Genomic DNA, 23,572 nt, shown 5'->3' with positions numbered 1-23,572 from the left:
GAGTACAGGCAATGACCGACGACAGCTACCAGCCACCACGCGTCTGGAAATGGGATAAGGACAGCGGCGGCAAGTTTGCCAATATCAATCGCCCGGTAGCGGGGCCCACCCACGAGAAGGCGCTACCGGTGGGCGAGCACCCGCTGCAGCTTTATTCCCTCGCCACACCGAACGGCGTCAAGGTCACCGTGATGCTCGAGGAGTTACTGGCGCTGGGGCATGACGGCGCCGAGTACGATGCGCACCTCATCGATATCACCGAGGGCGACCAGTTCGGCAGTGGCTTCGTGGAGGTCAATCCCAACTCCAAGATCCCGGCAATGCTGGACCAGAGCATGCATCCCCCGATCCGCGTCTTCGAGTCCGGGTCCATCCTGCTGTACCTGGCGGAAAAGTTCGGCGCCTTCCTGCCCCACACCCCGGCCCAGCGTACCGAGACGCTGAACTGGGTGTTCTGGCAGATGGGGGCGGCGCCCCTGCTCGGCGGTGGCTTCGGGCATTTCTATGCCTATGCACCGGAATATTACGAATACCCGATCGACCGCTACACCATGGAAGTGAAGCGCCAGCTGGATGTGCTCGACCGCCAGCTGGCGGAGCACCCTTATGTGGCCGGCAACGAGTACACCATTGCCGATATGGCCATCTGGCCCTGGTACGGTGCGTTGGTGAAGGACAAGGTATATGACGCGGCCGAATTCCTCGAGGCGCACACCTACAAGAATGTGCTCCGCTGGACCGACGAAATTGCCCGGCGCCCGGCGGTGCAGCGCGGCCGCATGGTGAACCGCACCTGGGGCGACCCCGCCTCGCAGCTCCACGAGCGCCACGACGCCAGCGATTTCGACACCAGGACCCAGGACAAGCTGGGCGACAACGGCGAGGATGGGGATTCCTGAGAGGGCGGCCGTGCGAGTGGTGCGGCCCGGCGCTGGTTGCTGCCTGCCTAGAGTTGCGCCAGCGTGGCGGCCAGCGTCTCGCCGATACGGGCGTTCAGTTTCAGGTCGAGGATATCATCCGCGCGGGTCCGCCCCAGGTTCAGCGCCGCCACGGGTTTGCCCCATTCCCGCGCGTAGCGGCAGAAGCGGAAGCCGGAGTAGACCATCAGCGATGACCCCACCACCAGCAGGGCGTCGCTGGCCCGCAGGGCATCCAGTGATGCCTGCACCCGCCCCGACGGTACATTGTCACCGAAAAACACCACATCCGGTTTGAGAATCCCCCCGCAGCGGGGACAGTCGAAGACGCGGAAGTTACTGAAATCCACCTCCAGGTCTGCGTCGCCGTCAGGTGCGGTACCGGCCTGGTATTGCCGGAAGGCCGGGTTCAGGTCAAAGCACTGGTCGTGGACCAGCTGGCGATCGCAGCGATAGTCACAGGCCATGCAGCGGATCCGGTCGGCGCGGCCGTGCAGGTCGATCACCTGCAGGCTGCCGGCACGCTGGTGCAGCCGGTCGACGTTCTGCGTGACCAATAGCTCCGAGTACCCGCGCCGCTCCAGGTCCGCCAGGTGGTGATGGGCGGGATTGGGCTGCGAATGTCGTATGACCGGCCAGCCAACCAGGCTTCGTCCCCAATACCGCCGTCGTGTATCCAGGTTGTCCATAAAATCGCGGTGCTGAACCGGTTGCTTGCGCTTCCAGGCACCGTCCTGGTCCCGGTAGTCGGGAATACCGGAATCGGTACTCACGCCGGCACCGGTAAGAATCATCAGGCGGGGAAACTGGCGCAGAAAACCCGCCAGCCGGTCCGCGGCTTCGGCAACTGTTATCTGTGTGAGGTGAGCCTCGATGGGCGGGATATGGGTGCGTTGGCGTGTCTGGTTGGTCAAGGCTTTTCCGGCGGCAAAAAAACATCTTTAAGGAACTGTAATCGAATGTGCCCAGCGCGGAAAGGGGAAGAAGGCCTCACGTTTGAACAGTGAGCAGCCCGTTTGTCGGCGAGTAGGGAAAGGCTGCAAAGATTGTGACGCAATAGTCAATCCTGCTGAAATAGCGAAGAGCAATAAAAAACAAAATTCCCGCGTCAGAAATTACGTCCCCTTACAGACTCGCCCGATCATTCGTTGTGCCGGAGGGGTATCTTGTAGACTCGTCGCCGGAGGTAATTCGAAAAAATTTAACGACTAAAGGGATTTTGTATGCGATTTATCAAACACTTGGGATTCTGTGTGTTGGTGTCGGCGAGCGGCGCGGTACTGGCAGAGCGGGTAGCCCCGGGCGACGAGGCGTTTCCCGATAGCCTGTTCACCTTCATCGAACCGTTTGCCGGCGAAGAGGTCACCGGCGAATGGTATCAGGACGCCTCTGCGAAAGAGCTTTTCCAGGTATACGGAAAGGTGAACGGGGACAGGCTTGTAATCCGCTCCGACAAGGCGACCCGTGGCGACGCGGGCATGCTCAAAAGGAAAATCGAAGCGGATTCCTATCGCGACAAGCGCATGATGCTGGAAGTCGAGTACAAGCCTACCGATGTGTCCGAATCGGTAGTGATCTATTTTGCCGCAAAAGACGAGCAGGATGACCAGGCCAGGTACATGGCTTACGACAGCACCTACTATGAGCCGATTCGTGGTACCGGTGAGTGGCAAACAAGGCAAATGGTGCTGCAGATTCCCGCTGGAGCCGATTACCTCAGTTACGGTGTCGGGCTCGTTGGCAGCGGAGTGGTGGAAATCGGCGATGTGAGTATTCGCGAGGTCGACGCCTCCACCCCGGTTACCGACAAGGAATATATTGGCAGGTTGTTCGATAGCCGGAAATTCGAGGAATTCCTGGTCGAGCAGGGAAAGATAGACTTCGGCGATAAGATTGCCCCGCGTTTCGCGAGGCTGACACTCGACAGGTATATGGCCCTGAAGGAGCTCGACAGGGATGCCAGGGCAGAGAAGGTTATTGGCGGTCTCCTTGAGTTGGTGCAGGGCGGTGACTGGCAGCAGTCCAACGACTCGATTACCGGAGACATACTGACTCTCGATGTGCTTTACCACGCCGGCAGGCTGACCGCGGAGGAATACCTGGCGAGCATCCAGGAGCTTGAATTTCCCAGCGAAGACGAGCGCAAGGCAGTTATAAAAGGGACCTACGGCAATATCGGCTTCCAGGAACGGGTCAACGGGAATTACCCGGCGGCCAGGAATGCCTATGCAAAGGCTGCTTCCAGGGAGTGGGGGAAAGACCTCGATTATTCAGTGGTCGATCGCTACCTGAAAGAGATGAAGCAGGCGGTTCTCGCCATGGATGACTGATCGGCTGCTACTGCCAACATGTAGCAGGAAGGGACCGGAGAACCCGGTCCCTTCTTTGTGCCGAGGTAGTGGAAACGCGGTTGGAGCGCGAGGCTCACAAGCTACTTATCGCGGGAGATCCACCATATCTCCTAGAACATCCTCCATATCGAGTACAGGCGCAGCGCATGGGCTGCTTTTGGCGATTTGACCAGTCGCTCGGCCACGAAGCCGGCCACCACTGCCAGGCCCAGGGCCACAGGAATGGGGATACCCCGCGCGCGCTCGCGCACGTCCCGGTGCTGGCGGTCCAGCAGCGCCAGGGCGCCCAGCCGCTGTCGTTCCATCTGGTCTGCACAGCGGTCGATACGTTTATTTAAATGTCTCAGCGACATCGTCGAGGGCCTCCCTTACCTGGTGGCGGGTTTCCTCGAACCCGAGCATTGAACGCAACCGTTTCTGGTACAGGAGTATCCCGGTCAGCACCAGGAGCTGCGAGAGCAGGAAAATGCCGAAGCCGGCATACACGGACTGAAAAAAATAATATCCCCCCAGGCCGGCGCCCGCGCACAGGCTGACCACGAATGTGACGGCCAGGGGCAACAGCAGCAGGTTGAGGGCGATGATGCGTTTGCTGGCGGTAATGGTGCGCTGCAGTTCCAGGTGGATCAGGGTCTGCAGGTTTCCGAGCCAGCCGGATACCAGGCCAAGGGTGGCCTCGGCCCGCGCCAGCACGGATTTCAGTTCGAAATCCGGATTTTTTTCTGGTCCAGCAGAATCAGAAGGGATGGAAGGGCCAGGAGCGTCATAAGTGGCGGCCCGCTCGCCGTCGGGGGCGACCGGGCCGGGATCCGCGGGAGTGGACCGGTAACGGTGGGTGTTGGCCATCGATCGGGCGCTCCGCACAAGTTGATTCGATTAAGTGAAATTACCTCATCAGCTTGGCGATGACCCACCCCACAGCGAAAGCAGCGCCCACACTTACTAACGGGTGGTCCTTGATAGACGACTCGAATCGCTGTTCGAGATCGCTGGCGCGTTGCCTGCCGCGGTCCACAGACTCGCGGGCACGCTCCCTGGCATAGGAGGCAGATTCGGAGGCGGCCTGGCCAGCCAGGTCAGCGGCTTCCCGCAGTTTTTCCCTGCTGGAACTGTTCGGGGGGCGAACACTTGCCATGATTAATTCCTCCACAACGGTTTTGGGTGTAGGGGAATGCTAGGGTCGCAACGACCGAAAACCACAGCGGAGAGTGTCCGGGCGTCCACGTTTGGCGAAGTCGCGGTTCGGGTATTCGCGGGACCTAGCGGGACTGCCACTCGCGAATATTCGCCACTACACCGTCCAGCAGGCGCTGCCGGCTCTCGCGGCTGATCCAGGCCATGTGGGGAGTGACGACCAGGTTGGGGATGTCGCCCGCCAGCAGCGGATGATCGGCAGGGGGCGGCTCTTCGCTAAGCACATCCAGGGCGGCGCCCCCCAGGTGGCCGGTTTTCAGGGCCTCGGCCAGGGCCTGTTCGTCCACCAGGCCGCCGCGGGCAGTGTTGACCAGCAGCGCACCGGGCTTCATGGCGGCGAGGAATTTGCCGTTGACGAGCTTCTCTGTTGCGTCGGTCAGGGGGCAGTGCAGGCTGACCACGTCGGATTCCGCCAGCAGCTGGGGCAGCGGTACGCGGCCCTCTTTGTCTTCACCGGTAAAGGACTCCGCCACCAGGATTTGCATCCCCAGCGCGCGGCAGAGGTCGGCGGTTTTCCGGCCCAGGTCGCCGTAGCCTATGATGCCAAGTTTCTTGCCCGCCAGTTCCATCACCGGGTAATCGAGCATGCAGAAAACTGGTGAATCACTCCAGCGCCCGGCCATGACATCGTGGTGGTACTGGTGCCAGCGGGTGGCCAGGCCCAGGATGAGGGCCAGGGCGTGTTGCGGTACCGAGGCACTGGCATAGCCGGACACGTTGCGTACCGGGATACCGCGCTCTTCGGCAGCGGCCTGGTCGATATTGTTGGTGCCGGTGGCGCAGACACAGATTAGCTGCAGGTTGGGGGCGTTTTCGATCAGCTCCCGGTCCAGCACCACTTTGTTGGTGATGACAACGTCTGCCTCGGCAATGCGCTCTGCCACCTGTCCCGGCCCGGTGGTCTCGTAAAAATCCCAGTGATCCAGGCTCGCCTCCAGCCCGGAGGTATCCAGCTCTCCGGGTTTTATGGTGAGCGTATCGAGGAAAACGCCGCGCATTCTAGTCGTCCCTGTCAGTTGGAAGGGTTTTTTGTAGGAGCGGCCCATGGCCGCGACCACCCCGGGACATTAGCCAATAGTGATCGCGGCCATGGGCCGCTCCTACGGATTCCTGTTGTTACATCACACGCATGCCGGGCTGGGCACCCTCGTGGGGCTCGAGGATCCACAGGTCCTTGCCGCCTGGGCCGGCGGCCAGCACCATGCCCTCGCTCACCCCGAAGCGCATCTTGCGCGGCGCCAGGTTGGCCACCATAACGGTGTGTTTGCCCACCAGGTCTTCGGGCTTGTAGGCACTCTTGATGCCGGCGAACACCTGGCGGGTCTCGCCGCCCAGGTCCAGGGTCAGTTTCAGCAGCTTGCCGGCGCCCTCGACATGCTCGGCGTTGGCAATCAGGGCGATGCGCAGGTCCACCCTGGCGAAATCGTCGAACTGGATTTCGTCGGCGATGGGGTCGTCCGCGAGCGGGCCGCTCAGCGGCCTGGTTTCCGCCTGCAGCTGGGCCAGGGATTCCCTGGCGGCCTCCAGGACCGCATCCACCTGCTTCTGCTCCACGCGCTGCATCATTGGCTTGAATTTGTTGATGGCGTGGCCGACCAGCGGCCTGGTAGCGGAATGCCACTCCAGCTTCACGCCCAGGAAGGCCTCGGCCTTTATCGCGGTTTCCGGCAGCACCGGCGCCAGCCAGGTGATCAGGGCGCGGAACATGTTGACGCCCTGGGAGCAGATAGCCAGCACCTCGGCTTCCTTTCCTTCCTCTTTCGCCAGCGACCAGGGCGCCTTGTCGGCGATCCAGGCATTGGCGGCGTCAGCCAGGGCCATGATCTCGCGCATGGCGCGGGCGTATTCCCGGCCCTCATAAAAGTCGGCAATGCGCGGTGCGGCCTCGACGAACCGGCTCCACAGGGTCTCGTCCGCCAGCTCGCCCGCCAGCTCCCCGCCGGCCTTGCTCACGAACTTGGCGGTGCGCGAGGCGATGTTGACCACCTTGCCCACCAGGTCGGAGTTCACCCGGGCAATAAAGTCCTCCAGGTTCAGGTCCAGGTCGTCGACGCCGCCGGTCAGCTTGGCGGCGAAGTAGTAGCGCAGGTATTCCGGGTGCAGGTGGTCGAGGTAATTGCGCGCGTTGATGAAAGTGCCGCGGGACTTGGACATCTTCTTGCCGTTTACGGTCAGGAAGCCGTGCACGCACACTTTTGTCGGCGTGCGGAAATCGGCGGAATCCAGCATGGACGGCCAGAAGAGCGCGTGGAAGTTGACGATGTCCTTGCCGATGAAGTGATACACCTCGGCGGTGCTGTCCTTCTTCCAGTACTCCTGCCAGTCGAGCCCCCTCGCGTCGCAGTAATTCTTCAGGCTGGCCATGTAGCCTATCGGCGCGTCCAGCCACACGTAGAAATACTTGCCCGGTGCGTCCGGGATCTCGAAGCCGAAGTAGGGTGCGTCGCGGGAGATATCCCACTGTTGCAGTCCCTCATCCAGCCACTCGGCCAGCTTGTTGGCCACCTCGTCCTGCAGGGTTCCGGAGCGGGTCCACTCCTTCAGGAAACCGGTGAACTCCGGCAGGGTGAAGAAGAAGTGCTCGGATTCCTTCTCGACCGGGGTGGCGCCGGAGATGGCGGATACCGGGTCGATCAGCTCGGTGGGGCTGTAGGTTGCCCCGCAGGCCTCGCAGTTGTCGCCATACTGGTCCGGCGCCTTGCAGCGCGGGCAGGTGCCCTTGATATAGCGGTCCGCCAGGAACAGCTGCTTCTCCGGGTCGAAGGCCTGGGTGATGGTGCGTGTGGCGATATGGCCGTTGTCCCGCAGGCGCTGGTAAATCATCGCCGATAGCTCGCGGTTCTCTTCCGAGTGGGTGGAGTGGTAGTTGTCCACGCCGATCAGGAAGTCGGCGAAATCCCGTTCGTGCTCTGCCTGCATGTTGGCGATGTGCTGTTCCGGTGTCAGGCCTAGCTGTTCCGCCTTCAGCATGATGGCGGTGCCGTGGGCATCGTCGGCGCACATATAGAGGCAGTCGTGGCCGCGGGCGCGCTGGAAGCGCGCCCAGATGTCGGTCTGGATGTATTCCAGGATATGGCCCAGGTGCAGGGAGCCATTGGCGTAGGGCAGTGCGCTGGTAACAAGGATGTTGCGCTTGTCTGACATCGGTTTTTCCATCTGCAGGGTTGCTGGTTCGCTGGGGACTGGCGGCGGTATCCGGTCGTGGTGCGACCACCGTAAAAAGACCGGCGAATATAGCAGATATAGCGCCCTGCGGGGAGGCCGCAGGCTCCCCGTCCATGGGAGCTTCGCCGTAGCTGTGGCGCTGGGCCCGCCCATCCGCCACAATGCAGGCGAACTGACCAATGCTACCGAAAAGAGGGAAGAAGGTGAGCGAACACGGCCACGAGCACGAACACGCAGAGCTGCCGCCTGAGGTGCAGGGCGAGCTTGAACGGCTGGCAGAATGCCTGGGAAGCCTCCATGACCCGGGTACGGGACGCATACTGGATGAGCTGGACGCGGATATCGAGGTCGGCTACGAAGGGGATACCGTCTATGTGGGGGTGACCCTGGGGTACCCCTGTGCCACCCTCCAGGAAGACTGGCACGAGCGCGTGCGCGAGGCCTGCATGCCCACGCTGCGCGGGGGGCCACTGGGAAAAGCGGCCCTGCAGTTTGAACTCTTCAGCGACATCCCCGCCACTGAGGCTGGCGAGGTGCCCGCCCACATGCGCGGGGTGAAGAATATTGTCGCGGTGGCGTCGGGCAAGGGCGGCGTCGGCAAGTCCACCACCGCCGTCAACCTGGCCCTGGCCCTGGCCGCCGAGGGTGCGCGGGTGGGCCTGCTGGATGCGGATATTTACGGCCCCAGCCTGCCCACCATGCTCGGCACCGAGGATGCGCGGCCGGAGGTGCGCGACCAGAAGTTCTTCCTGCCGGTAGAGGCCCACGGCCTGAAGACCATGTCCATTGGCTACCTGATGACCGAGGAAACCCCGGCGGTCTGGCGCGGCCCCATGGCCAGCGGCGCGTTGAACCAGATCCTCACCCAGACCCTATGGTGTGGTGAGGGTGAGGAGCTCGATTACCTGGTGGTCGACATGCCACCGGGCACCGGGGATATCCAGCTGACCCTGGCCCAGAAGGCCACGCTTGCCGGGGCGGTGATCGTTACCACACCCCAGGACCTGGCCCTCAAGGACGCCATCAAGGGGGTGGAGATGTTCCGCAAGGTGGATGTGCCGGTGCTGGGGATCGTCGAGAACATGTCGCTGCACACCTGTTCGAACTGTGGCCACACCGAGCCGGTGTTCGGCAGTGGCGGCGGGGAGCGCATCGCCGCCAGCTACGATACCGGCCTGCTGGGCCAGCTGCCGCTGGCGATGTCGATCCGCGAGGGCACCGACCGCGGGCTGCCTAGCGTAGTGTCCGACCCGGACGGCGAGGTGGCCCAGCACTATCGCGAGATCGCGCGGCGCGCGAGCGCAGAAATCTGGTTGCATGCAGAGGAGGGCAGCACGCCGGAGATCGAGATCGGCTGAGCCCCGCACCGGAGTGCGGGGCCTGAGCGGCGTCTGCCTATTTGACGGTGAAGCGGGCCTGCATCCGGGCCGCGTTGGTGCGGGAGATCCACAGGTACTGACCCGGGTCCAGGTCTACGGTGACATAGCCGTGGCGCCCGGCCTGCATATGCTCCATACCGCCAAGAAACTCTACCGGCGCCGGCGCACGCAGGCCGCCGACATTGGTCCAGTCCATCCAGTGCACCACCCTGTCCATATCAGTGTCTTCTTCCAGCCGCGCGATATGCACGTCGAACGGGAAGGGACCGGGGGGCGCCTCAAGGAAGTCGATGCGGAAGGTCTGTTTGCCGGCCGTGAGCGTCCCGGGCGCCTCTATGCCACTGTTGCTTACCGCGACCTTACTGGTGGCTTGCGGTTCGATGCCAGCACTCCGGTTGCCGGTAATCTCGAGCTGCTTGAGCATCCCCATCATGGTATGCCAGTTACCGTCCGGTCCCTTGACGTAGCATTCCATCAGGTAGATGCCCGGCTCGTCGAACCTGATCGCCGTGTGGGATGTCTTGCCCGGGGCCATCAGGCCGGGGCCACCCACATGCCCCATCTGCAGTCCCCAGGGCGGCAGGTGCTCCTGCAGGAAGGGACCGATATCGGCCTTGGTGAGCTCACCACTGCGCAGGCCGTTCATCAGCGGGTCGAATACCGGCGCCACCTCGGCCAGCTGGTCCTCCAGGTCCTTGCCCTCGCTCATCTTGTAAATGGATACGAAATGGGCCTGCCCGCCCTGGTTCCTGAAGCGGAAGTTGTGCCACCCGAGGCCCAGCGATTTCGGACCCTCGATGGTGTACTCCCGGGTGACGATATCGACGAATCCTCCCGGCTCTTTCTCCGTGGCACTGGCCGGAACGGACAGGACCAGCAGGCTGAGGAACCAGGTGCAGATCAGGTTGTGTTGAAGCTGCATTTTTTCTCTCCTTGAAAAAGTGCCCCCTCGGCCCGGCATGCCGATGCATGACCGGAGAAGGCGCGGGTTGGGGCGAAATGCCGGCATCTCAGTCTCGGGATACAGGCCCACCGGGATGCCGGCCACCCTGGTTGTCACAGCTTGATAGTGGGAACAGGTGCGCACAGGACCGCTGGCCGGCGGGAGTGCGCGACCACCAGTCTTATATTTCGAATTTACTTTGCTAAACCTGTGCAAGCGGAAAATAGCACGGTTCTCCCCCCTGACGCATGGGCGGGATGCCGGCGGGGACAGGCAAGTAAAACGGGGCAGGAAAGGGTGTTGATCTAACCGTCAGAGGGGGTCGAAAGCCTGCCGCCCACGCGGGGCGACAGGAGGTGGGCACGCAATCAGCCGTTGGTGGCCTGCTGCTTCGCCTGCTCGGCCTGCTGCTGACGCAGCGCCTGCTTGCGGCGGCGGCGCTCGGCAGTGGTCTCACGGGCATCGTGGCCGATGTGCTCCTCGCCGCGCTGCCTGGCCAGCTGGATCTGCTTTTCCCGTTCGCGGAAGCGCGCGCGATCGGCGTCGGATACCCTGTCGAAGCAGTGCGGGCAGCTGACGCCCTGCTCGAACTTGGGTGACTGCATCTCTTCCTCTGTCACCGGCATCCGGCAGGCGTTGCACTGCTGGTACTCGCCCCGCTCGAGATCGTGGTTGACGGTCACCCGGTCGTCGAAGACGAAGCACTCGCCCTGCCACCTGGTCTCTTCCTTCGGCACCTCCTCCAGGTACTTGAGGATTCCGCCCTGCAGGTGGTAGACCTCTTCAAACCCCTGTTCCTTCAGGTAGGCGGTGGACTTTTCGCAGCGGATGCCACCGGTACAGAACATGGCCACTTTCTTGTGCTTCCCGGGGTCCAGGTTTTCCTTAACGTACTGCGGGAATTCCCGGAAGCTCTCGGTCCCGGGGTTGACCGCGTTCTCGAAGGTGCCCACCTGGTACTCATAGTCGTTGCGGGTGTCGATCAGCACCACTTCGGGGTCGCTGATCAGTGCATTCCAGTCGGCCGGTTTCACATAGGTGCCGACTGTCTTGCGCGGGTCGATACCCTCTACTCCCATGGTCACGATCTCGCGCTTCAGCTTGACCTTGCTGCGGCGGAAGGGCGCGTTATCGGTATAGGATTCCTTGTAATCCAGCTCTGCCAGGCGCGGATCGCTCTGCAGGTGGGCGAGCAGGGCGTCGATGGCCTCGCGGGAGCCGGCCACGGTGCCGTTGATGCCCTCGCGGGCCAACAGCAGGGTGCCGCGCACGCGGTGTTTCAGCATGACATCGAGCAGGGGGTCGCGCAGGGATTCGAAGTCGTCCAGGGTGACGAATTTATACAGCGCACAGACTACGTACTGGGGCATGGGTTTTCCTCTTTGCGGGCCGGAGCGTAAATCCGGGGCAAAATGACATCCCGGCCGGTGCCGGGGGTAAAAATCGCCGCGCATTTTAACGCAGGCAGGGGCGTTTGTCGTACATTTAATGGGCAGTTTTCCTGGCGCTAACGCGTCGCGGCGGACGATTTTGATTGACCGATTGGCCACGAGTTGTCACAGTGCGGCGACCTGAATTACCGGCCCGAAGTGAGGCATCCCATGGAAGAAGAGTTTGAACCCCGTGAGTCAGAACTGAGCCAGACTTACAGCGAGGACGGGTTGAGCGTCCATATCGATATTTACGAGGATGGCGAAGGCGGCTGGTTACTGGAAATTGTCGATGACAATGACAATTCCACCGTGTGGGAGGATTCCTTCGACACGGAGAAGGAAGCCCTGGAGGAAGCCCTGGACGCGTTGCGCGAGGAGGGGATCGCCACCTTTGTCGGGCCGGTTGAGGAAGAGCAGAGCTGAGCGCCCGGAAGGCTCCCCCGGCGGGCCGGGGCCGCGGCTCCCCTCCGTGACCTGTAGCCTTGTGCGGGTCGCCGATTTCCCTGCTAAGGTTTTATGGGCAGGGATTCGCAAAAGTGTGACAGCGCACAACCCAATCGCGGGGTACCGCGAAGCTTCACGGATTGGAGCCTTCCGGTGCCCCAACTTCCAGCCTGGCGAGCTGGCCTGCCGCCAGCCCCCCCACCTGTAACCCCACGCGTGTTTGCGCCCGTCGCTTTCGGTAACTGCGTCGCTTGCCCGCTTGCCCGCCGCTCCTGGCGGGAAATTCCCGCCTCGCCTGCTATGGTTAATCAATAGAAGGGATTCGCGCCACAGCGGTGGCTTGCTTTTCCCGGGCCACCAGGAGAGGAATGGATTACAGGTTTCGGTCGCCCGCCCGATAGCAGAGAGCGTTGTTCCTGTTGAAGTATCCGTTAATTCCCGTTTTATTTGCCCTGATCCTGTCTGCACCCGGCCCCGCCCGGGCGGTAGAGGTGCAGCTCTCGAGCGGGCGGACGCTGGAAACCGGCCTGGCAGAGGCGCGCCTCGTTGCGGAGCTGGGTGCATTTGCGGTTATCGCCGGGCGGAGCTGTATCGCCTGCGACGAGAATACCTCGATCTATCTCCACCGGATCTCGCCGCGAGACAAGCGGGTGAGTGCGGGCCGGGAATCCCCGGCCACGCCGGAGCGCTACACCTATCCCGGTGACTACCGCGATTACCTCAGCGAGGAGCTGGTGGAGAAGACGCGGCTTTTCTACGGGCAGTGCTATGAGGGGCAGGCCGCGTTGCTGTGGCTGAGCGAGTACCGTGTGGAGGGTGACTGGCAAAAGGATGAATTCCTTATCGTATTCCGCGATGGCGGCATGGAAGAGCGCTATAACGAGGGGCGCCAGCCGGGCAGGTTGCATACGGGGCACGCCGATTGCCGGGAACTTCCCGGCATCGATGCTGAAACAGAGCCGTAAACAGGGGAGGCCGATCGCCGGGAAGCCGGTCGCAGGTGCTGGCGAGAAGGCATAAAAAAGCCCCGCAGAGGCGGGGCGTTCAGGGCCGCGGTTGGTGCCGCGGTCATTTAATATTGTCTGGTAGCGTGGATCAGTCGCTTACTTGACCGGCTTGAAGACGATCTTCAGCTTTTTCTTGCCCCAGCTGCGGGCTTTCTTGATGTCTTTTTCCATCCACACGTCGATACGGTTCTTGAAACGCTTGTTCATACGGTCGCGCACGGTGTAGGTGCCGGGCAGGCCCTCGATTTTAACCTTGGCGCCGTTGGTCAGGCCGTGCTTCTCGAGATCCCGGGACACTGCGATCACTTTCTGTCCGGGGCGCAGGCGGTTGTTCCAGGCCGCTACCCACGGGTCGTCATCTGTCTGGCCGGGCACCGAGTTGTAAGCGGTGGCATCAACGACCATGGTCTTTTCTTTCTTAACGGCGGCTGATGCATTCAGGCTCACAGATGCCACCAGGATGGCGATCATAAAAAGTACTGAATTGCGCAGAGTCTGTTTCATCATGTCCCGTTACCTCCAGGAATCAATTGGTCACATGCCCTGAGGGCTATGTGGCATTTCCAAGTTGGTTTGGAAATAACTGATTAATATTTAATCAGTGGCGGCTATATTACGGGTTGCTGGCCCTGAATCAAATATTTCTGCTCATTTCTTGATCGGTGTCGAACGGTCTCTATGTCAGCGCTGTTATTGAGATTTCGTTGTTTTTAATTGCCGGTTTGGCAAATGAAATTCCTACAAATTCTTTTTGAGTGAATTGATGACCAGATAAATCAGGCAGTTCTAGTACACAGTTGCCATCGATGTGGGCGCGCAAGACAGCGATGTCATGCTAGTGGTCGGTTAAAAAGTGAGCGGAATGTCTCTCCTAACAATGACTCGTTCAGGAGAATATTCTGGAAAAATTATTTGCGACTGGCGGTCCACCACCACCCTGTGCGAAGGCCCTGGGTCCGTATGCCCGGCGCATGGGGGTGAGACCTGTTGGTCAGAGGGCGGTGGTGGTGGCCCTGGCGGGGGGATTCACCTGTTCGCGGAGGGCATAGAGGTAGGCCCGGTCCTCCTGCAGGTCGGGGAAACCGTGGCGTAGATCCAGCTCGACCGCCTTTTCCAGCCATTCGATCGCCTCTTCCAGGTTGCCCTGCCACTCGCACACCTGGCCAATGTTGAAATAGGTAATGGCCAGGTTGTGCCACTCCCCGTCGCTGGCCAGGCCGAGGGCGGCGTCACTGTACAGGTGATAGGCACGGCGCAGCATGTCGGTCTGGTGCCGCGGGTTCCCGGCGTGGGGGGCCTGCTGGTGGTAGGTGTGGGCCAGCGCCGAGCTGACACGCGCTTCTGAATGCTCCAGCTCGCCGCCGCTCTCCAGGTAATCGAGCACCGCGGCGAACTGGGCCCGCGCCAGAGGATAGAAGGTTGCGGGGTCCTGTTGCGCCCCCAGGGCGTTCAGGATGATGCCGTAGCGGTAGCGCAGGGCGTGCTGCCGGCGCGGCTCGCGGCCCAGGGTGGAAATGGCCTTCTCGTAGATCGGCAGGGCGGAGTCGAAGTCCCCCTCGAGGGCATACTCTTCAGCGGAGTCGATCAGTGCCTCTACCGAGGGCGGCTCCCCCGGTGCGGCTGCGCCCGCCAGGAGCGCCCCCAGCAGCAGGGTGATCAGCAGTCGGTACATCTCGGTCGCGTCCCGGTTGATATGGTGGCCTGGCCCGAATCCCGGGCCATTTCCCCTAGTAAACTCCTATTTCTGCAATTGTGCCAGCAGTCCCTGCAGTGGGTGGCGGAGGTTTACTCCCGCGAAGCGGCGGGCCTGGCAGCGGCAGGAATAACCGCTGGCCAGCAGGTCCCCGGTCTCGCCCGCCAGCCGCGGGGCCCAGGACTGCTGGAAGATCACCCGCGAGGTCTCCCTGTGGTTCGTCTCGTGGCCGTAGGTACCGGCCATGCCGCAACAGCCGAGGCTCTGGGTCTCCAGTTCCAGGCCCAGGGCGTCGAAGATGTCGCGCCAGTCGCCCAGGGACGGGGCGGCATTGGTCTGCTCGCTGCAGTGGGGCAGCAGGCGGAAGCTGGCCGGGCGCACCCGCGCCCTCTGTGTGGCGAGGTGGTCGCGCTGGCCCGCCAGCCACTCCTGCAACAGCTTTACCTGTGGCGCCTGGTCACCCAGTAACTTGCGGTACTCGGCGCGATAGGTGAGCGTCATGGACGGGTCCACGCCCACCAGCGCGATGCCGCTGCCCGCCAGCTCTGCAAGCATTTCGCTGTTGGCGGCCGCGACGCGCCGGAACTGGCGCATGAAGCCGTGCACGTGCAGGGGTTTGCCGTTGGCCTTGAACGGCGCCACCAGCGGGAAGAAATCCAGTTGGCGCAGCAGGCGCAGGGCGTCGGCTACCACATCTGCCTCGAAATAGCTGGTGAATGCGTCCTGCACGATGATCACCGCGCGCTCGCGCTGGGCCGGACCCAGTGCTTCCAGTGTCGCCCTGCTGGCATAGGGGACCCCCAGATCCGCCATCGAGCTCTCCAGGCTCCTGCGGGCCAGGGAGGGGCTGTCGCACAGTCCCAGGCCGCGCTCGAGCAACCAGCGTACCGGGGGCAGTTTCAGCGGCCAGTTGTAGAGGCCGGGCACCCGGGCCAGGTGCGGCATGACGAACTCCAGCCCGCCGACAAAGTAGTCCCTGAGCGGGCGCAGGTAGCGGCTGTAGTAGAGCTCGAGGAACTTGGAGCGGAACTCCGGTACGTCCACCTTGATGGGGCACTGGCCGACACAGGACTTGCATCCGAGGCAACCCTGCATGGCCTCGTTGACTTCGTGGTTGAAGTCGTACTCGCCGCGCGCCCTGGCCAGGGTGTTCTTGATGCGCCCCGGCAGGCCGACGAAAAAGGACTGTTCCCGAAACTTGCGCGCCGCCTCCACGGCGTCCACGTCGCGCGCACTCAGGAGCCGCAGCCATTCGCGCATGAGCGACGCGCGGCCCTTGGGGGAGTGGATCCGTTCACGCGTGGCCTTGTAGGACGGACACATGGCGGAGTCCGGGTCCCAGTTGAAGCAGGCGCCGTTGCCGTTGCAGTAGACGCCTTCGCTGTAGCCCTCCCACGCCTGCACGGGGATCTGCCGGTCGTGCTCGCCGCGGGTGGGGACACCGTCGATCCTGAGCAGGCCGGCAGCGGGACCGGGGGTGGCAATCTTGCCCGGGTTCAGCTGGTTGCGCGGGTCAAAGGCGGCCTTGACCCGTTGCAGCTCGGGATAGAGTTCACCGAAGAATTCCGGGGCGTACTCGGAACGCACGCCCTTGCCGTGCTCGCCCCACAGCAGGCCGTGGTATTTCTTCGTCAGGGCAACCACCCTGTCGGTGATCGACCGGATCTGCGCCGCCTGCTCGGGGTCCTTCATGTCGATCGCGGGGCGCACGTGCAATACGCCCGCGTCCACATGGCCGAACATGCCGTAATCGAGCCCGGCCTCGTCGAGGACGGCGCGAAACTCGGCGATAAATTCCGCCAGGTGCTCGGGCGGCACGCAGGTGTCCTCGACAAACGGGATGGGGCGCCGCTCCCCCTCTGCGTTGCCGAGCAGGCCGACGGCCCGCTTGCGCATGGCCCAGATACGGTTCACCTCGCCGTGTCCACGGGCAATGGAGTAGCCGAAACTCTTGCCGCTCTCACCGATGGCATTGTCGATGCGGGTAGTGAAGCGCGCCAGCGCCTCCTCCAGCTCCTCCTCGGAATCGGCAGTGTATTCGACCAGGTTGATACCCCTGACCGCGCGGTCGTCGCTGGGGAAGAACTCGCTGACGCTGTGCCAGACGATATCCTCCATTGCCAGCTGCAGCACCTTGCTGTCGACGGTCTCGATGGAGGTGGGACCGGCGCCCATCAGGTCGCTGGCGTCGCGCAGGGCATCCTGGAAATTGTCGTATTTGAGATTGACCAGCGCCACGCAGGCCGGGATGGGCAGCACATTGAGGCGCGCCTCGGCGATAAAGCCAAGGGTGCCCTCGGAGCCACACAGGACACTGTTGAGGTTGAAGCTTGTGTCCCCGCCCGGCTCCTGCGCTTCCTCGCGCAGGTGAGCCAGGTCGTAACCGGTCAGGCAGCGGTTCAGCCTGGGGAACTTCTGCTCGATCAGTTCCGCCTTTTCACGGGCAATATCGTCGCACAGGCGGTGCACGGCACCGGTGCGGTCCTCGCGTGCACGCAGCTGCTCCAGTTCTTCATTATTTACCGGGCGGGACTGCAGCAGCTCCCCGCCCATCAGCACGGTGGTCAGGTCCAGCACGTGGTCACGGGTCTTGCCATAGACGCAGGAGCCCTGGCCCGAGGCATCGGTGTTGATCATGCCGCCGATGGTGGCGCGGTTGCTGGTGGAGAGCTCCGGCGCGAAGAACAGGCCGTGGGGCGCCAGGGCGGCGTTCAACTGGTCCTTCACCACGCCCGCCTGCACCCGCACCCAGCGCTCTTCGGCGTTGATCTCCAGGATGCGGTTCATGTGCCGCGAGATGTCCACCACGATGCCGTCGGTCAGTGACTGGCCGTTGGTGCCGGTGCCGCCCCCGCGGGCGGACAGTACCACCTGGTGGAATTCCTCCCGTTCGGCAAGCTCTGCCAGCAGTTGCAGGTCACGGGTGTCCCGCGGGTAAACCACCGCCTGGGGCAGCACCTGGTAGATGGAATTGTCTGTGGCCAGTACGGTGCGGCTGGCATAGCTCGGGCTGGTGTCGCCGCGAAAGCCTGCATCTGCGAGGGCTTGCAGATACTGCAGGTAGAGGACCTGTACCTCATCGATTTCGCGCAGTGCTGGGATCATGACTTCATCCGTGGCTCTCGGGAGGGAAAAGCATTGTAGCCGCGACACCTGCCAGCGCAACCGTCTGGGGGACCTGCATGTACAAAAAATTATGTTGTACAAGTTCGCGGTTAACGCTATAAATCTTGTACAGATTCACAACGTGTATAACCCAAGATGAACATAGAGCTGCTCACCCAGAAGATTCCCGTCGGTATTAGCCAGTGTGTCATGGGCGACGCGGTGCGCTACAACGCCGGCCACAAGCACAGTCGCGTCTGTACCCAGTTGCTGGGGCGCTGTTTCGAGTATGTGCCGCTGTGCCCGGAGGTGGCCATTGGCCTCGGTGTGCCCCGCGACCCCATCCGGCTGGTCAAGAGTGATCCGTCTCCGGACGCGGAGGTAAGGGTTAAGGGGGTGGTGGACGAGGACCTGGATGTCACCGTTCCCCTGCGTGATTATGCCGACAGTGTGGCACCCGAGCTGCAGCAGGTACGAGGATACATATTCATGCAGAACTCACCGAGTTGTGGCCTGCGGGGTGTGCGGCGTTACCTGCCCAATGGCCACAGCCACGACAGCGACGGGGTGGGTATGTTCGCCGCCCGCGTGCGTGAGCATTTCCCGCACCTGCCAATGGAGGAGGCGGGCAGGCTGAACAACAGTGAGATTCGCGAGAACTTCCTTACCCGGGTATTCGCCTACGACGCCTGGTTTCGTTACGTGGAGGAGGACCCGCGCACGGCCAGGATCATCGAGTTCTATACCGCCTACAAGTACCTGTTGCTGGCCCACCACCAGCAGCAGACACGTGAGCTCGGGCAGTTCATCGCCGACAGCAAGGCGTACGAGCCGCGGGAATTCGCCTTCGAAGTCCGGGGCCGCATCATGGCGATCCTTGCCCATATGGCCAGCCGCAAGGACCGCACCAATGCACTGATGCACGTGCAGGGACACCTGAAGGAGTTCCTCAGCCGGGAGGAGAAAGCCGAGCTGACCCGCCTGATCGAGGATTACCGGGTCGGGCTCAAGCCGGCTTCCGCAGTGCTTACCCTCCTGCGTCACTACCTGCCGCGCAGTCCCCACCACTTTATTCACAGCCAGCTATTGCTGGCGGCGGAACCGGCGGAGATGGGTTTGTGCGACTTCCACTGAACCGAATGGGGGTGAGCACCGGCTCCGCCGGCATAACAGAACAGGTGGCTACCCATGAGCGTCACTGAAATCGATTCCCCGGAAACTGACGCTACCGCTGGCAGTGAGGCGCTGCCGATCCGCGAAGTTGCCCGGCGGACCGGGGTAAACCCGGTCACCCTGCGGGCCTGGGAGCGCCGCTACGGCCTGCTGGTACCCGCCCGCACAGGCAAGGGTCATCGGCTTTACACTGCTGCGGATGTGGAGCGTATCCGGGAAATCCAGGTCTGGCTGGCGCGGGGGGTGCCCATCGGCAAGGTGCGCCCGTTGCTGGAGGGGACGGAAGGCGGGGGACTGGCTGAGTCCCCTGCGGTACCTGAAGACTCCTGGGCGGCCAGGGTACAGGAGACCCTCGACGTGGCGGGCCGGTTCGACCCGCCCGGGCTTCGGCACCACCTCGACCAGCTATTCTCCGCCTACCCACCTGCGCTGCTGCTCGATCGCTGGCTGGTGCCACTGCACCGGGAACTGAGTCGCCGTAGCCGCTTTGGCGGGGGCGTGCTGCGAGCATTTTTCTGGGAGCAGCTGTCGGCGCAACTCGCTGTGGCCACGCGTGCTGCGCAAAAGAACCTGGGCAAGCAGCGCCAGGCTTCCGGGAAACGGCTGGTGCTGGTGAGTTTTCCCGGTGCCGACCAGCAGGCTTTTGCGCAACTCTTCGCGGTCGGTCTACTGGCCGCAGGCATCGAGGTGGTGAGCCTGGGTCCCCTGGAGGAAATGGCGGAGTTGCCCTATGCAGTGGAGAAGCTGCGCGCCACCGGGGCCCTCTGTTTCAGCCACAACGCCGTGCCAATAGTCATTTTCGGCAGTGCGATGGGGCGCGCGCTGCGCAACATGCGCGCGCCGGTATGGTTTGGGGGCGAGTTTGTGCAACTGCAGAAGCGGGACCTGGCGCGGATCGCCTCGTCGGGCAACGGCGTGTTGTTGCCCCCGGCCACCGGTGAGGCCATCGAGCAACTGAGGGGGTACCTGTCATGAGCGGTAAAGCGGCGTTTGCTCGCGGCCTGGTCTGGCTGCGCAGCGACCTGCGGCTGCACGACAATACCGCCCTGCATCGCGCGGCGAAGGGATGCCGCGAGCTGGCGGCAATCTTTATCGCCTGCCCGAAAACCTGGCGGGACCATGAGGAGGGCGAGCCGCTGGTGTCTTTCCGCATGGCCTGCCTGCGGGAACTGCAGGAAGAGATGGGCAAGCGCAATATCCCCCTGTATTTCCTCGAGCTGGGTGAATTCAGCCAGGTGCCGGCTGCCCTGCGCCAGATCGCAGAGAAGCTGTCCATCGATGCAGTGTATGCCAACGCAGAGTACCCCCTCGACGAGCAGCGCCGGGACCGCGCGGTGCGCGAATCGTTGCGGGAAATCGACGTGCCGGTGGAATATGCCACCGATCGCACCCTGGTGCCGCCGGGCTCGATCCGTACCGGCAGTGGTGAGGCTTACAAGGTGTTTACGCCGTTCAAGCGCGCCTTTATCAGCCAGTATGGGGGCGACAGTTACCAGCCTCTGCCGGCGCCGCACAGCCGGAAGGACAACGGGGACTGGCCGGCGTGGATTGAAGTACAGGGACCAAACAACCTGGTGCAGACCGTTCCCGATTCGCTGGCGGGCTATGAACTGTCTGCAGAGCGGGGCGGCACCGTGCTGGGCTGGCAGCCGGGGGAGCGGGCCGCGGCGCGGCGCCTGGATGAATTCAGCGAGATCATCGACGGCTATGAGGATGAGCGGGACTTCCCTGCTATCGATGCCACCTCGCGCCTTTCTCCCTATCTCAACAGCGGCGCCATCTCCGTGCGCCAGTGTGCGCATATGGCGCTCGAGCATAATAATGACCGCTGGAGCGGCGGCAGCGACGGTATCGCCTGCTGGCTGGGAGAGCTGATATGGCGCGAGTTTTATACCCACCTCATGGACGCCTATCCCCGCCTGTGTATGCACAAGCCATTCAAGCCGGAAACCGAGCGCGTGCCCTGGTCCGGCGATGAGCTGGCATTCCGGCGCTGGACCCTGGGCAAGACCGGCGTCCCCATAGTGGACGCCGCCATGCGACAGCTGGAGCAGACGGGCTGGATGCACAATCGCCTGCGCATGGTCGTGGCCTCGTTTTTGACCAAGAACCTGTTGATTGACTGGCGCTGGGGCGAGCGCCATTTCATGAACAACCTGGTGGATGCCGATTTTGCCTCCAATAACGGCGGCTGGCAGTGGGCGGCCTCTACCGGCACTGACGCCGTGCCTTATTTCCGCGTATTTAATCCCTACAGCCAGTCAAAAAAATTCGATCCGCGGGGTGATTTCATCCGCCGTTTCGTGCCGGAGCTGCGGGGTGTGCGCGGTGATGACATTCACTGCCCACCCGACACCCCGGACTACCCGCGACCGATTTGCGACGTAAAGGAGACGCGCAAGCGGGCGATCGAGGCGTTTGCACAGCTGAAAGGTTGAACGACCCGCCCGCGGGAACGATTTGCCCCTGTTGCGGGAAGTGACAGCAATGGCATGTCTATACTTGCCCATTGCGACCATCGCCAACCAATAAATGTTAATGCGCAAGCAAAGGAGTGCGAGATGGGATTCCCGCTGAAAACGGCCAGCCTGGCCGTGGCCCTGGCTGTGGCTCCGGCCAGCTTTGCCGATGAAAGCACTACCGAGGGCCTCTACAGCGCTATCTACGTCTTCGGCGACAGTCTGTCCGACAGCGGTAACGCCGGCGTCTTCACCAATATGGACCCGGACGGGGATACGCCACGCCAGCCGGCTATTGCTTTCACCGCGGATCGCCTGGGCATTCCGCTGAGGCCCTCCTGCTTCGGTCTCGGCCCCGCCTTCGGCGGTGCCATACCCTGTGCGCCGGCCCCGGGAACGCCGGAAGAGCAGGCCGCGCAGGTGTTGCAGTCCCTGCTCGCCAATGGCACCAACTGGGCGGTGGGGGGCAACCGCACGGCGGACGTGCTGCTCGATGTGGTGGGGCCGCAGCGCTTCCGGGAGCTGTTCCCGGACACGACGGTGGCCGACCACAACCGCCTGACCACCATCCTGCCGGATTCCACCCGCTGCGGCCCCGACGGGGTCTGTGACTTTGCCGCGGGCGAGAGCCCCTACCTGCCGCCGGCGGAAGTATTGGCGGCGATTTCGGCATTCAATGATCCGGCTGCCCTGCAGGCGCTGGTGGATGACCCGACCAACGGGATCGGGCTGACCGGCGTGCCCAATGCCAGCGGCCAGGGCTTCCTGCAGCGAAACAGCGTCGATCCCAATGCGCTCTTCTACCTCAACGGGGGCGGCAACAATATTATCGCCAACACCCTTGCCGGCACCGTCACTCCGGAGACCATGGAGCGCGCAGCCACCTTCCTGACGTTTGCCGTGGCCGAGCTCAGCGCGGCCGGGGCGGACTATATCGCTGTGTCCAATGTGCCGCAGGTGGGCAATACGCCACTCATGAACGGCCTGGGCCCGGCTGCGGTGAGTGCCGCCAATATCGGCACGGCGCTGTTCAATGAGGAATTGCGCCGGCAGCTGGTGCTGCTGGGGAGGAATGCGCTGATCCTCGACAGTGCCGGTATCGCGGCGCTGGCGCTGGAGCGCCCGGCGCTGTTCGGCTTTGCCGATATCGACCAGGATGCCACCTGCTTCCTCGCCGGGGCCTGCGCCAACCCGGATCCGGTCTACAGCCAGCTCGGCAGTGCCCCGGACCCGGACCGGTTGTTTTTTTATGACGGTTTCCACCCGACCCTGGCGGCGCAGGAACTGCTGGGCGACTATTACTACTCGGTGCTGAGCGCGCCGGTCGGGTTCGCGATGCTGCCCGACCTGGGCTACCAGAATTACCGCACCCACCACACCAATATTGACCACCACCTGGTGGCCCAGCGTTTCAGGGAGCCCACCACCACCATTTTCTTCGGCGGTGCCTGGCAGCGCACCGAACTGGACGGGGGCCTGGCGCCCCAGTTTGACGACAGTGCCTGGGACGGCCTGTTTGGGTTCAGTTTCGACGCCGGGGAGAATTTCGAGTGGGCCCTGGCGCTCTCCTATGGCTCCACCGAGTACACACCTGACAACCTGTGGCTCGAGGCCGACAACCTCAATTTCAGCTGGATCGCGCGCTGGAATGACGAGCGCTGGTTTGTCGACGGGGGCCTGACCTACAGCGACATCGACTATGACGAGATCGACCGCCGCATTCACCTGGGACAGGAGTTCACCACACGGGTGCGGGCGGGCGCCGACGGCGACGCCGCCGGGGTCTTCGTCCGCGGTGGCTACGATACTGCACCGGCGCTGCCCTGCCAGATCGGGCCATTTGTCTCGGTGGAGTGGACCGAGGTCGAGGTGGATAGTTTCCGCGAGCACACCGACCCGGACCTGAGGTATGTGAGCAGTATCAGCGGCGAATCACTCGATCCCATTGGCCTCAGGGTCTCCGGGCAGGATCGGGAATACCTGCGCTACCGCGCAGGATTCTTCTACAATGCCCCGGAAAATGCCGAGTGGCGTTGGTTTGGCGAGGTCTGGGTAGAAGGTAATGACGGGGACGACTACGCCGATGTCCGCGTGGGCCTCAAGTCCATCCGCGGCAACCGTGCCTACCTGCGGGCCTACGACAGCGACGGCCGCGGCTTCTTCCAGAACGGCGCCGGTGCCATGGTGGGCCTCAACGTGACCGAGAAGCTGCAGTTCAGCGGCAATATCCTGGTGCGTCCCGAGGACCAGGTCGGCGGGCTGAATATCAATTACCGTTTCTGAGCGTTGCCCGCGGTACCCGGTTCCGG

The 23,572-nt window shown here is 62.9% G+C and carries 20 protein-coding genes; 9 read left to right on the top strand and 11 right to left on the bottom strand.

Annotated features, from left to right (window positions below; genetic code table 11):
- The first annotated feature begins 11 nt into the window (after positions 1-11).
- Positions 12-899, top strand: coding sequence for a glutathione-dependent disulfide-bond oxidoreductase (gene yghU / locus BLT26_RS03575; protein ID WP_091508432.1), 888 nt, complete (start codon positions 12-14; stop codon positions 897-899).
- 47 nt (positions 900-946) lie between these two features.
- Here the strand turns inward: yghU and BLT26_RS03570 are convergent, their stop codons facing one another.
- Positions 947-1,831 (bottom strand): NAD-dependent protein deacetylase, encoded by an 885-nt coding sequence (locus tag BLT26_RS03570; RefSeq protein ID WP_091508428.1) that lies wholly within the window; start codon positions 1,829-1,831, stop codon positions 947-949.
- 309 nt (positions 1,832-2,140) lie between these two features.
- On the opposite strand from BLT26_RS03570, the gene BLT26_RS03565 reads away from it, so the two are divergent.
- The gene (locus BLT26_RS03565) at positions 2,141-3,247 is read left to right on the top strand and encodes a hypothetical protein (protein WP_091508425.1); all 1,107 of its coding nucleotides are present in this window, start codon (positions 2,141-2,143) and stop codon (positions 3,245-3,247) included.
- Positions 3,248-3,378: 131 nt separating this feature from the next.
- Here the strand turns inward: BLT26_RS03565 and BLT26_RS03560 are convergent, their stop codons facing one another.
- From BLT26_RS03560 to metG, 5 genes are all read right to left on the bottom strand, one after another.
- On the bottom strand, positions 3,379-3,573 hold the full coding sequence (locus BLT26_RS03560) for a hypothetical protein (protein WP_091508422.1): 195 nt from the start codon (positions 3,571-3,573) through the stop codon (positions 3,379-3,381).
- Positions 3,574-3,598: 25 nt separating this feature from the next.
- Positions 3,599-4,114 (bottom strand): hypothetical protein, encoded by a 516-nt coding sequence (locus tag BLT26_RS03555; protein ID WP_091508418.1) that lies wholly within the window; start codon positions 4,112-4,114, stop codon positions 3,599-3,601.
- Between the two features lie 40 nt (positions 4,115-4,154).
- Complete coding sequence (locus BLT26_RS03550) at positions 4,155-4,403, bottom strand: ElaB/YgaM/YqjD family protein (protein ID WP_091508414.1); 249 nt, start codon at positions 4,401-4,403, stop codon at positions 4,155-4,157.
- A 124-nt stretch (positions 4,404-4,527) separates the two neighbouring features.
- Entirely contained in the window at positions 4,528-5,460 is a 933-nt protein-coding gene (locus tag BLT26_RS03545) for a D-2-hydroxyacid dehydrogenase (RefSeq protein WP_091508412.1), read from the bottom strand.
- A gap of 118 nt (positions 5,461-5,578) precedes the next feature.
- Positions 5,579-7,606 (bottom strand): methionine--tRNA ligase, encoded by a 2,028-nt coding sequence (gene metG, locus BLT26_RS03540; protein ID WP_091508818.1) that lies wholly within the window; start codon positions 7,604-7,606, stop codon positions 5,579-5,581.
- A gap of 200 nt (positions 7,607-7,806) precedes the next feature.
- On the opposite strand from metG, the gene apbC reads away from it, so the two are divergent.
- A complete protein-coding gene (gene apbC, locus BLT26_RS03535) occupies positions 7,807-8,985 on the top strand; it encodes an iron-sulfur cluster carrier protein ApbC (RefSeq protein ID WP_091508408.1) in 1,179 nt (392 codons plus the stop codon).
- A 37-nt stretch (positions 8,986-9,022) separates the two neighbouring features.
- On the opposite strand, the gene BLT26_RS03530 is transcribed toward apbC, so the two are convergent.
- Positions 9,023-9,928: a hypothetical protein gene (locus BLT26_RS03530; protein ID WP_091508403.1), complete on the bottom strand. Its 906-nt coding sequence runs from the start codon at positions 9,926-9,928 to the stop codon at positions 9,023-9,025.
- Positions 9,929-10,317: 389 nt separating this feature from the next.
- Positions 10,318-11,319, bottom strand: a complete 1,002-nt coding sequence (trhO, locus tag BLT26_RS03525; RefSeq protein ID WP_091508340.1) for an oxygen-dependent tRNA uridine(34) hydroxylase TrhO — start codon at positions 11,317-11,319, stop codon at positions 10,318-10,320.
- Positions 11,320-11,550: 231 nt separating this feature from the next.
- Between trhO and BLT26_RS03520 the strand changes: the two genes are divergently transcribed.
- Entirely contained in the window at positions 11,551-11,805 is a 255-nt protein-coding gene (locus BLT26_RS03520) for a baseplate wedge protein 53 (protein WP_091508337.1), read from the top strand.
- Positions 11,806-12,245: 440 nt separating this feature from the next.
- Complete coding sequence (locus tag BLT26_RS03515) at positions 12,246-12,791, top strand: hypothetical protein (protein WP_139169379.1); 546 nt, start codon at positions 12,246-12,248, stop codon at positions 12,789-12,791.
- Positions 12,792-12,929: 138 nt separating this feature from the next.
- Here the strand turns inward: BLT26_RS03515 and BLT26_RS03510 are convergent, their stop codons facing one another.
- The 3 genes from BLT26_RS03510 to ydiJ form a co-directional block, all read right to left on the bottom strand.
- Positions 12,930-13,340 carry a 3D domain-containing protein gene (locus tag BLT26_RS03510; RefSeq protein ID WP_245720563.1) on the bottom strand — a complete coding sequence of 137 codons (411 nt, stop codon included), beginning with the start codon at positions 13,338-13,340 and terminating at the stop codon, positions 12,930-12,932.
- 484 nt (positions 13,341-13,824) lie between these two features.
- Positions 13,825-14,505, bottom strand: a complete 681-nt coding sequence (locus BLT26_RS03505; RefSeq protein WP_091508330.1) for a tetratricopeptide repeat protein — start codon at positions 14,503-14,505, stop codon at positions 13,825-13,827.
- A 66-nt stretch (positions 14,506-14,571) separates the two neighbouring features.
- Positions 14,572-17,631, bottom strand: coding sequence for a D-2-hydroxyglutarate dehydrogenase YdiJ (gene ydiJ, locus BLT26_RS03500; RefSeq protein ID WP_091508326.1), 3,060 nt, complete (start codon positions 17,629-17,631; stop codon positions 14,572-14,574).
- A 156-nt stretch (positions 17,632-17,787) separates the two neighbouring features.
- Here ydiJ and BLT26_RS03495 point away from each other — a divergent pair, with 156 nt between their 5' ends.
- The 4 genes from BLT26_RS03495 to BLT26_RS03480 all read left to right on the top strand — a co-directional run bounded on the left by BLT26_RS03495 (position 17,788) and on the right by BLT26_RS03480 (position 23,546).
- Complete coding sequence (locus BLT26_RS03495; RefSeq protein ID WP_091508323.1) at positions 17,788-18,765, top strand: YbgA family protein; 978 nt, start codon at positions 17,788-17,790, stop codon at positions 18,763-18,765.
- Positions 18,766-18,819: 54 nt separating this feature from the next.
- Complete coding sequence (locus BLT26_RS16665) at positions 18,820-19,779, top strand: MerR family transcriptional regulator (protein ID WP_091508320.1); 960 nt, start codon at positions 18,820-18,822, stop codon at positions 19,777-19,779.
- The gene (locus tag BLT26_RS03485) at positions 19,776-21,242 is read left to right on the top strand and encodes a cryptochrome/photolyase family protein (RefSeq protein WP_091508317.1); all 1,467 of its coding nucleotides are present in this window, start codon (positions 19,776-19,778) and stop codon (positions 21,240-21,242) included. Before BLT26_RS16665 ends, BLT26_RS03485 begins: the two co-directional genes overlap by 4 nt.
- A 123-nt stretch (positions 21,243-21,365) precedes the next feature.
- Entirely contained in the window at positions 21,366-23,546 is a 2,181-nt protein-coding gene (locus BLT26_RS03480; RefSeq protein WP_175453003.1) for an autotransporter outer membrane beta-barrel domain-containing protein, read from the top strand.
- Positions 23,547-23,572 lie beyond the last annotated feature (26 nt).

The sequence above is a fragment of the Microbulbifer yueqingensis genome (assembly GCF_900100355.1).
GTDB lineage: Bacteria > Pseudomonadota > Gammaproteobacteria > Pseudomonadales > Cellvibrionaceae > Microbulbifer > Microbulbifer yueqingensis.
This window is presented reverse-complemented; position numbering and strand designations above follow the sequence as displayed.

What these genes read in the sequence shown, in the direction of transcription:
- BLT26_RS03565 (WP_091508425.1), top strand. Translation starts at nt 2,141, where the DNA reads ATGCGATTTATCAAACACTTGGGATTCTGTGTGTTGGTGTCGGCGAGC.
- BLT26_RS03550 (WP_091508414.1), bottom strand. Translation starts at nt 4,403, where the DNA reads ATGGCAAGTGTTCGCCCCCCGAACAGTTCCAGCAGGGAAAAACTGCGG.
- BLT26_RS03560 (WP_091508422.1), bottom strand. Translation starts at nt 3,573, where the DNA reads ATGGAACGACAGCGGCTGGGCGCCCTGGCGCTGCTGGACCGCCAGCAC.
- BLT26_RS03485 (WP_091508317.1), top strand. Translation starts at nt 19,776, where the DNA reads ATGAGCGGTAAAGCGGCGTTTGCTCGCGGCCTGGTCTGGCTGCGCAGC.
- yghU (WP_091508432.1), top strand. Translation starts at nt 12, where the DNA reads ATGACCGACGACAGCTACCAGCCACCACGCGTCTGGAAATGGGATAAG.
- BLT26_RS03480 (WP_175453003.1), top strand. Translation starts at nt 21,366, where the DNA reads ATGGGATTCCCGCTGAAAACGGCCAGCCTGGCCGTGGCCCTGGCTGTG.
- BLT26_RS03510 (WP_245720563.1), bottom strand. Translation starts at nt 13,340, where the DNA reads ATGATGAAACAGACTCTGCGCAATTCAGTACTTTTTATGATCGCCATC.
- BLT26_RS03505 (WP_091508330.1), bottom strand. Translation starts at nt 14,505, where the DNA reads ATGTACCGACTGCTGATCACCCTGCTGCTGGGGGCGCTCCTGGCGGGC.
- metG (WP_091508818.1), bottom strand. Translation starts at nt 7,606, where the DNA reads ATGTCAGACAAGCGCAACATCCTTGTTACCAGCGCACTGCCCTACGCC.
- BLT26_RS03530 (WP_091508403.1), bottom strand. Translation starts at nt 9,928, where the DNA reads ATGCAGCTTCAACACAACCTGATCTGCACCTGGTTCCTCAGCCTGCTG.
- BLT26_RS03555 (WP_091508418.1), bottom strand. Translation starts at nt 4,114, where the DNA reads ATGGCCAACACCCACCGTTACCGGTCCACTCCCGCGGATCCCGGCCCG.
- trhO (WP_091508340.1), bottom strand. Translation starts at nt 11,319, where the DNA reads ATGCCCCAGTACGTAGTCTGTGCGCTGTATAAATTCGTCACCCTGGAC.
- BLT26_RS03495 (WP_091508323.1), top strand. Translation starts at nt 17,788, where the DNA reads ATGAACATAGAGCTGCTCACCCAGAAGATTCCCGTCGGTATTAGCCAG.
- BLT26_RS03545 (WP_091508412.1), bottom strand. Translation starts at nt 5,460, where the DNA reads ATGCGCGGCGTTTTCCTCGATACGCTCACCATAAAACCCGGAGAGCTG.
- BLT26_RS16665 (WP_091508320.1), top strand. Translation starts at nt 18,820, where the DNA reads ATGAGCGTCACTGAAATCGATTCCCCGGAAACTGACGCTACCGCTGGC.
- apbC (WP_091508408.1), top strand. Translation starts at nt 7,807, where the DNA reads ATGCTACCGAAAAGAGGGAAGAAGGTGAGCGAACACGGCCACGAGCAC.
- ydiJ (WP_091508326.1), bottom strand. Translation starts at nt 17,631, where the DNA reads ATGATCCCAGCACTGCGCGAAATCGATGAGGTACAGGTCCTCTACCTG.
- BLT26_RS03520 (WP_091508337.1), top strand. Translation starts at nt 11,551, where the DNA reads ATGGAAGAAGAGTTTGAACCCCGTGAGTCAGAACTGAGCCAGACTTAC.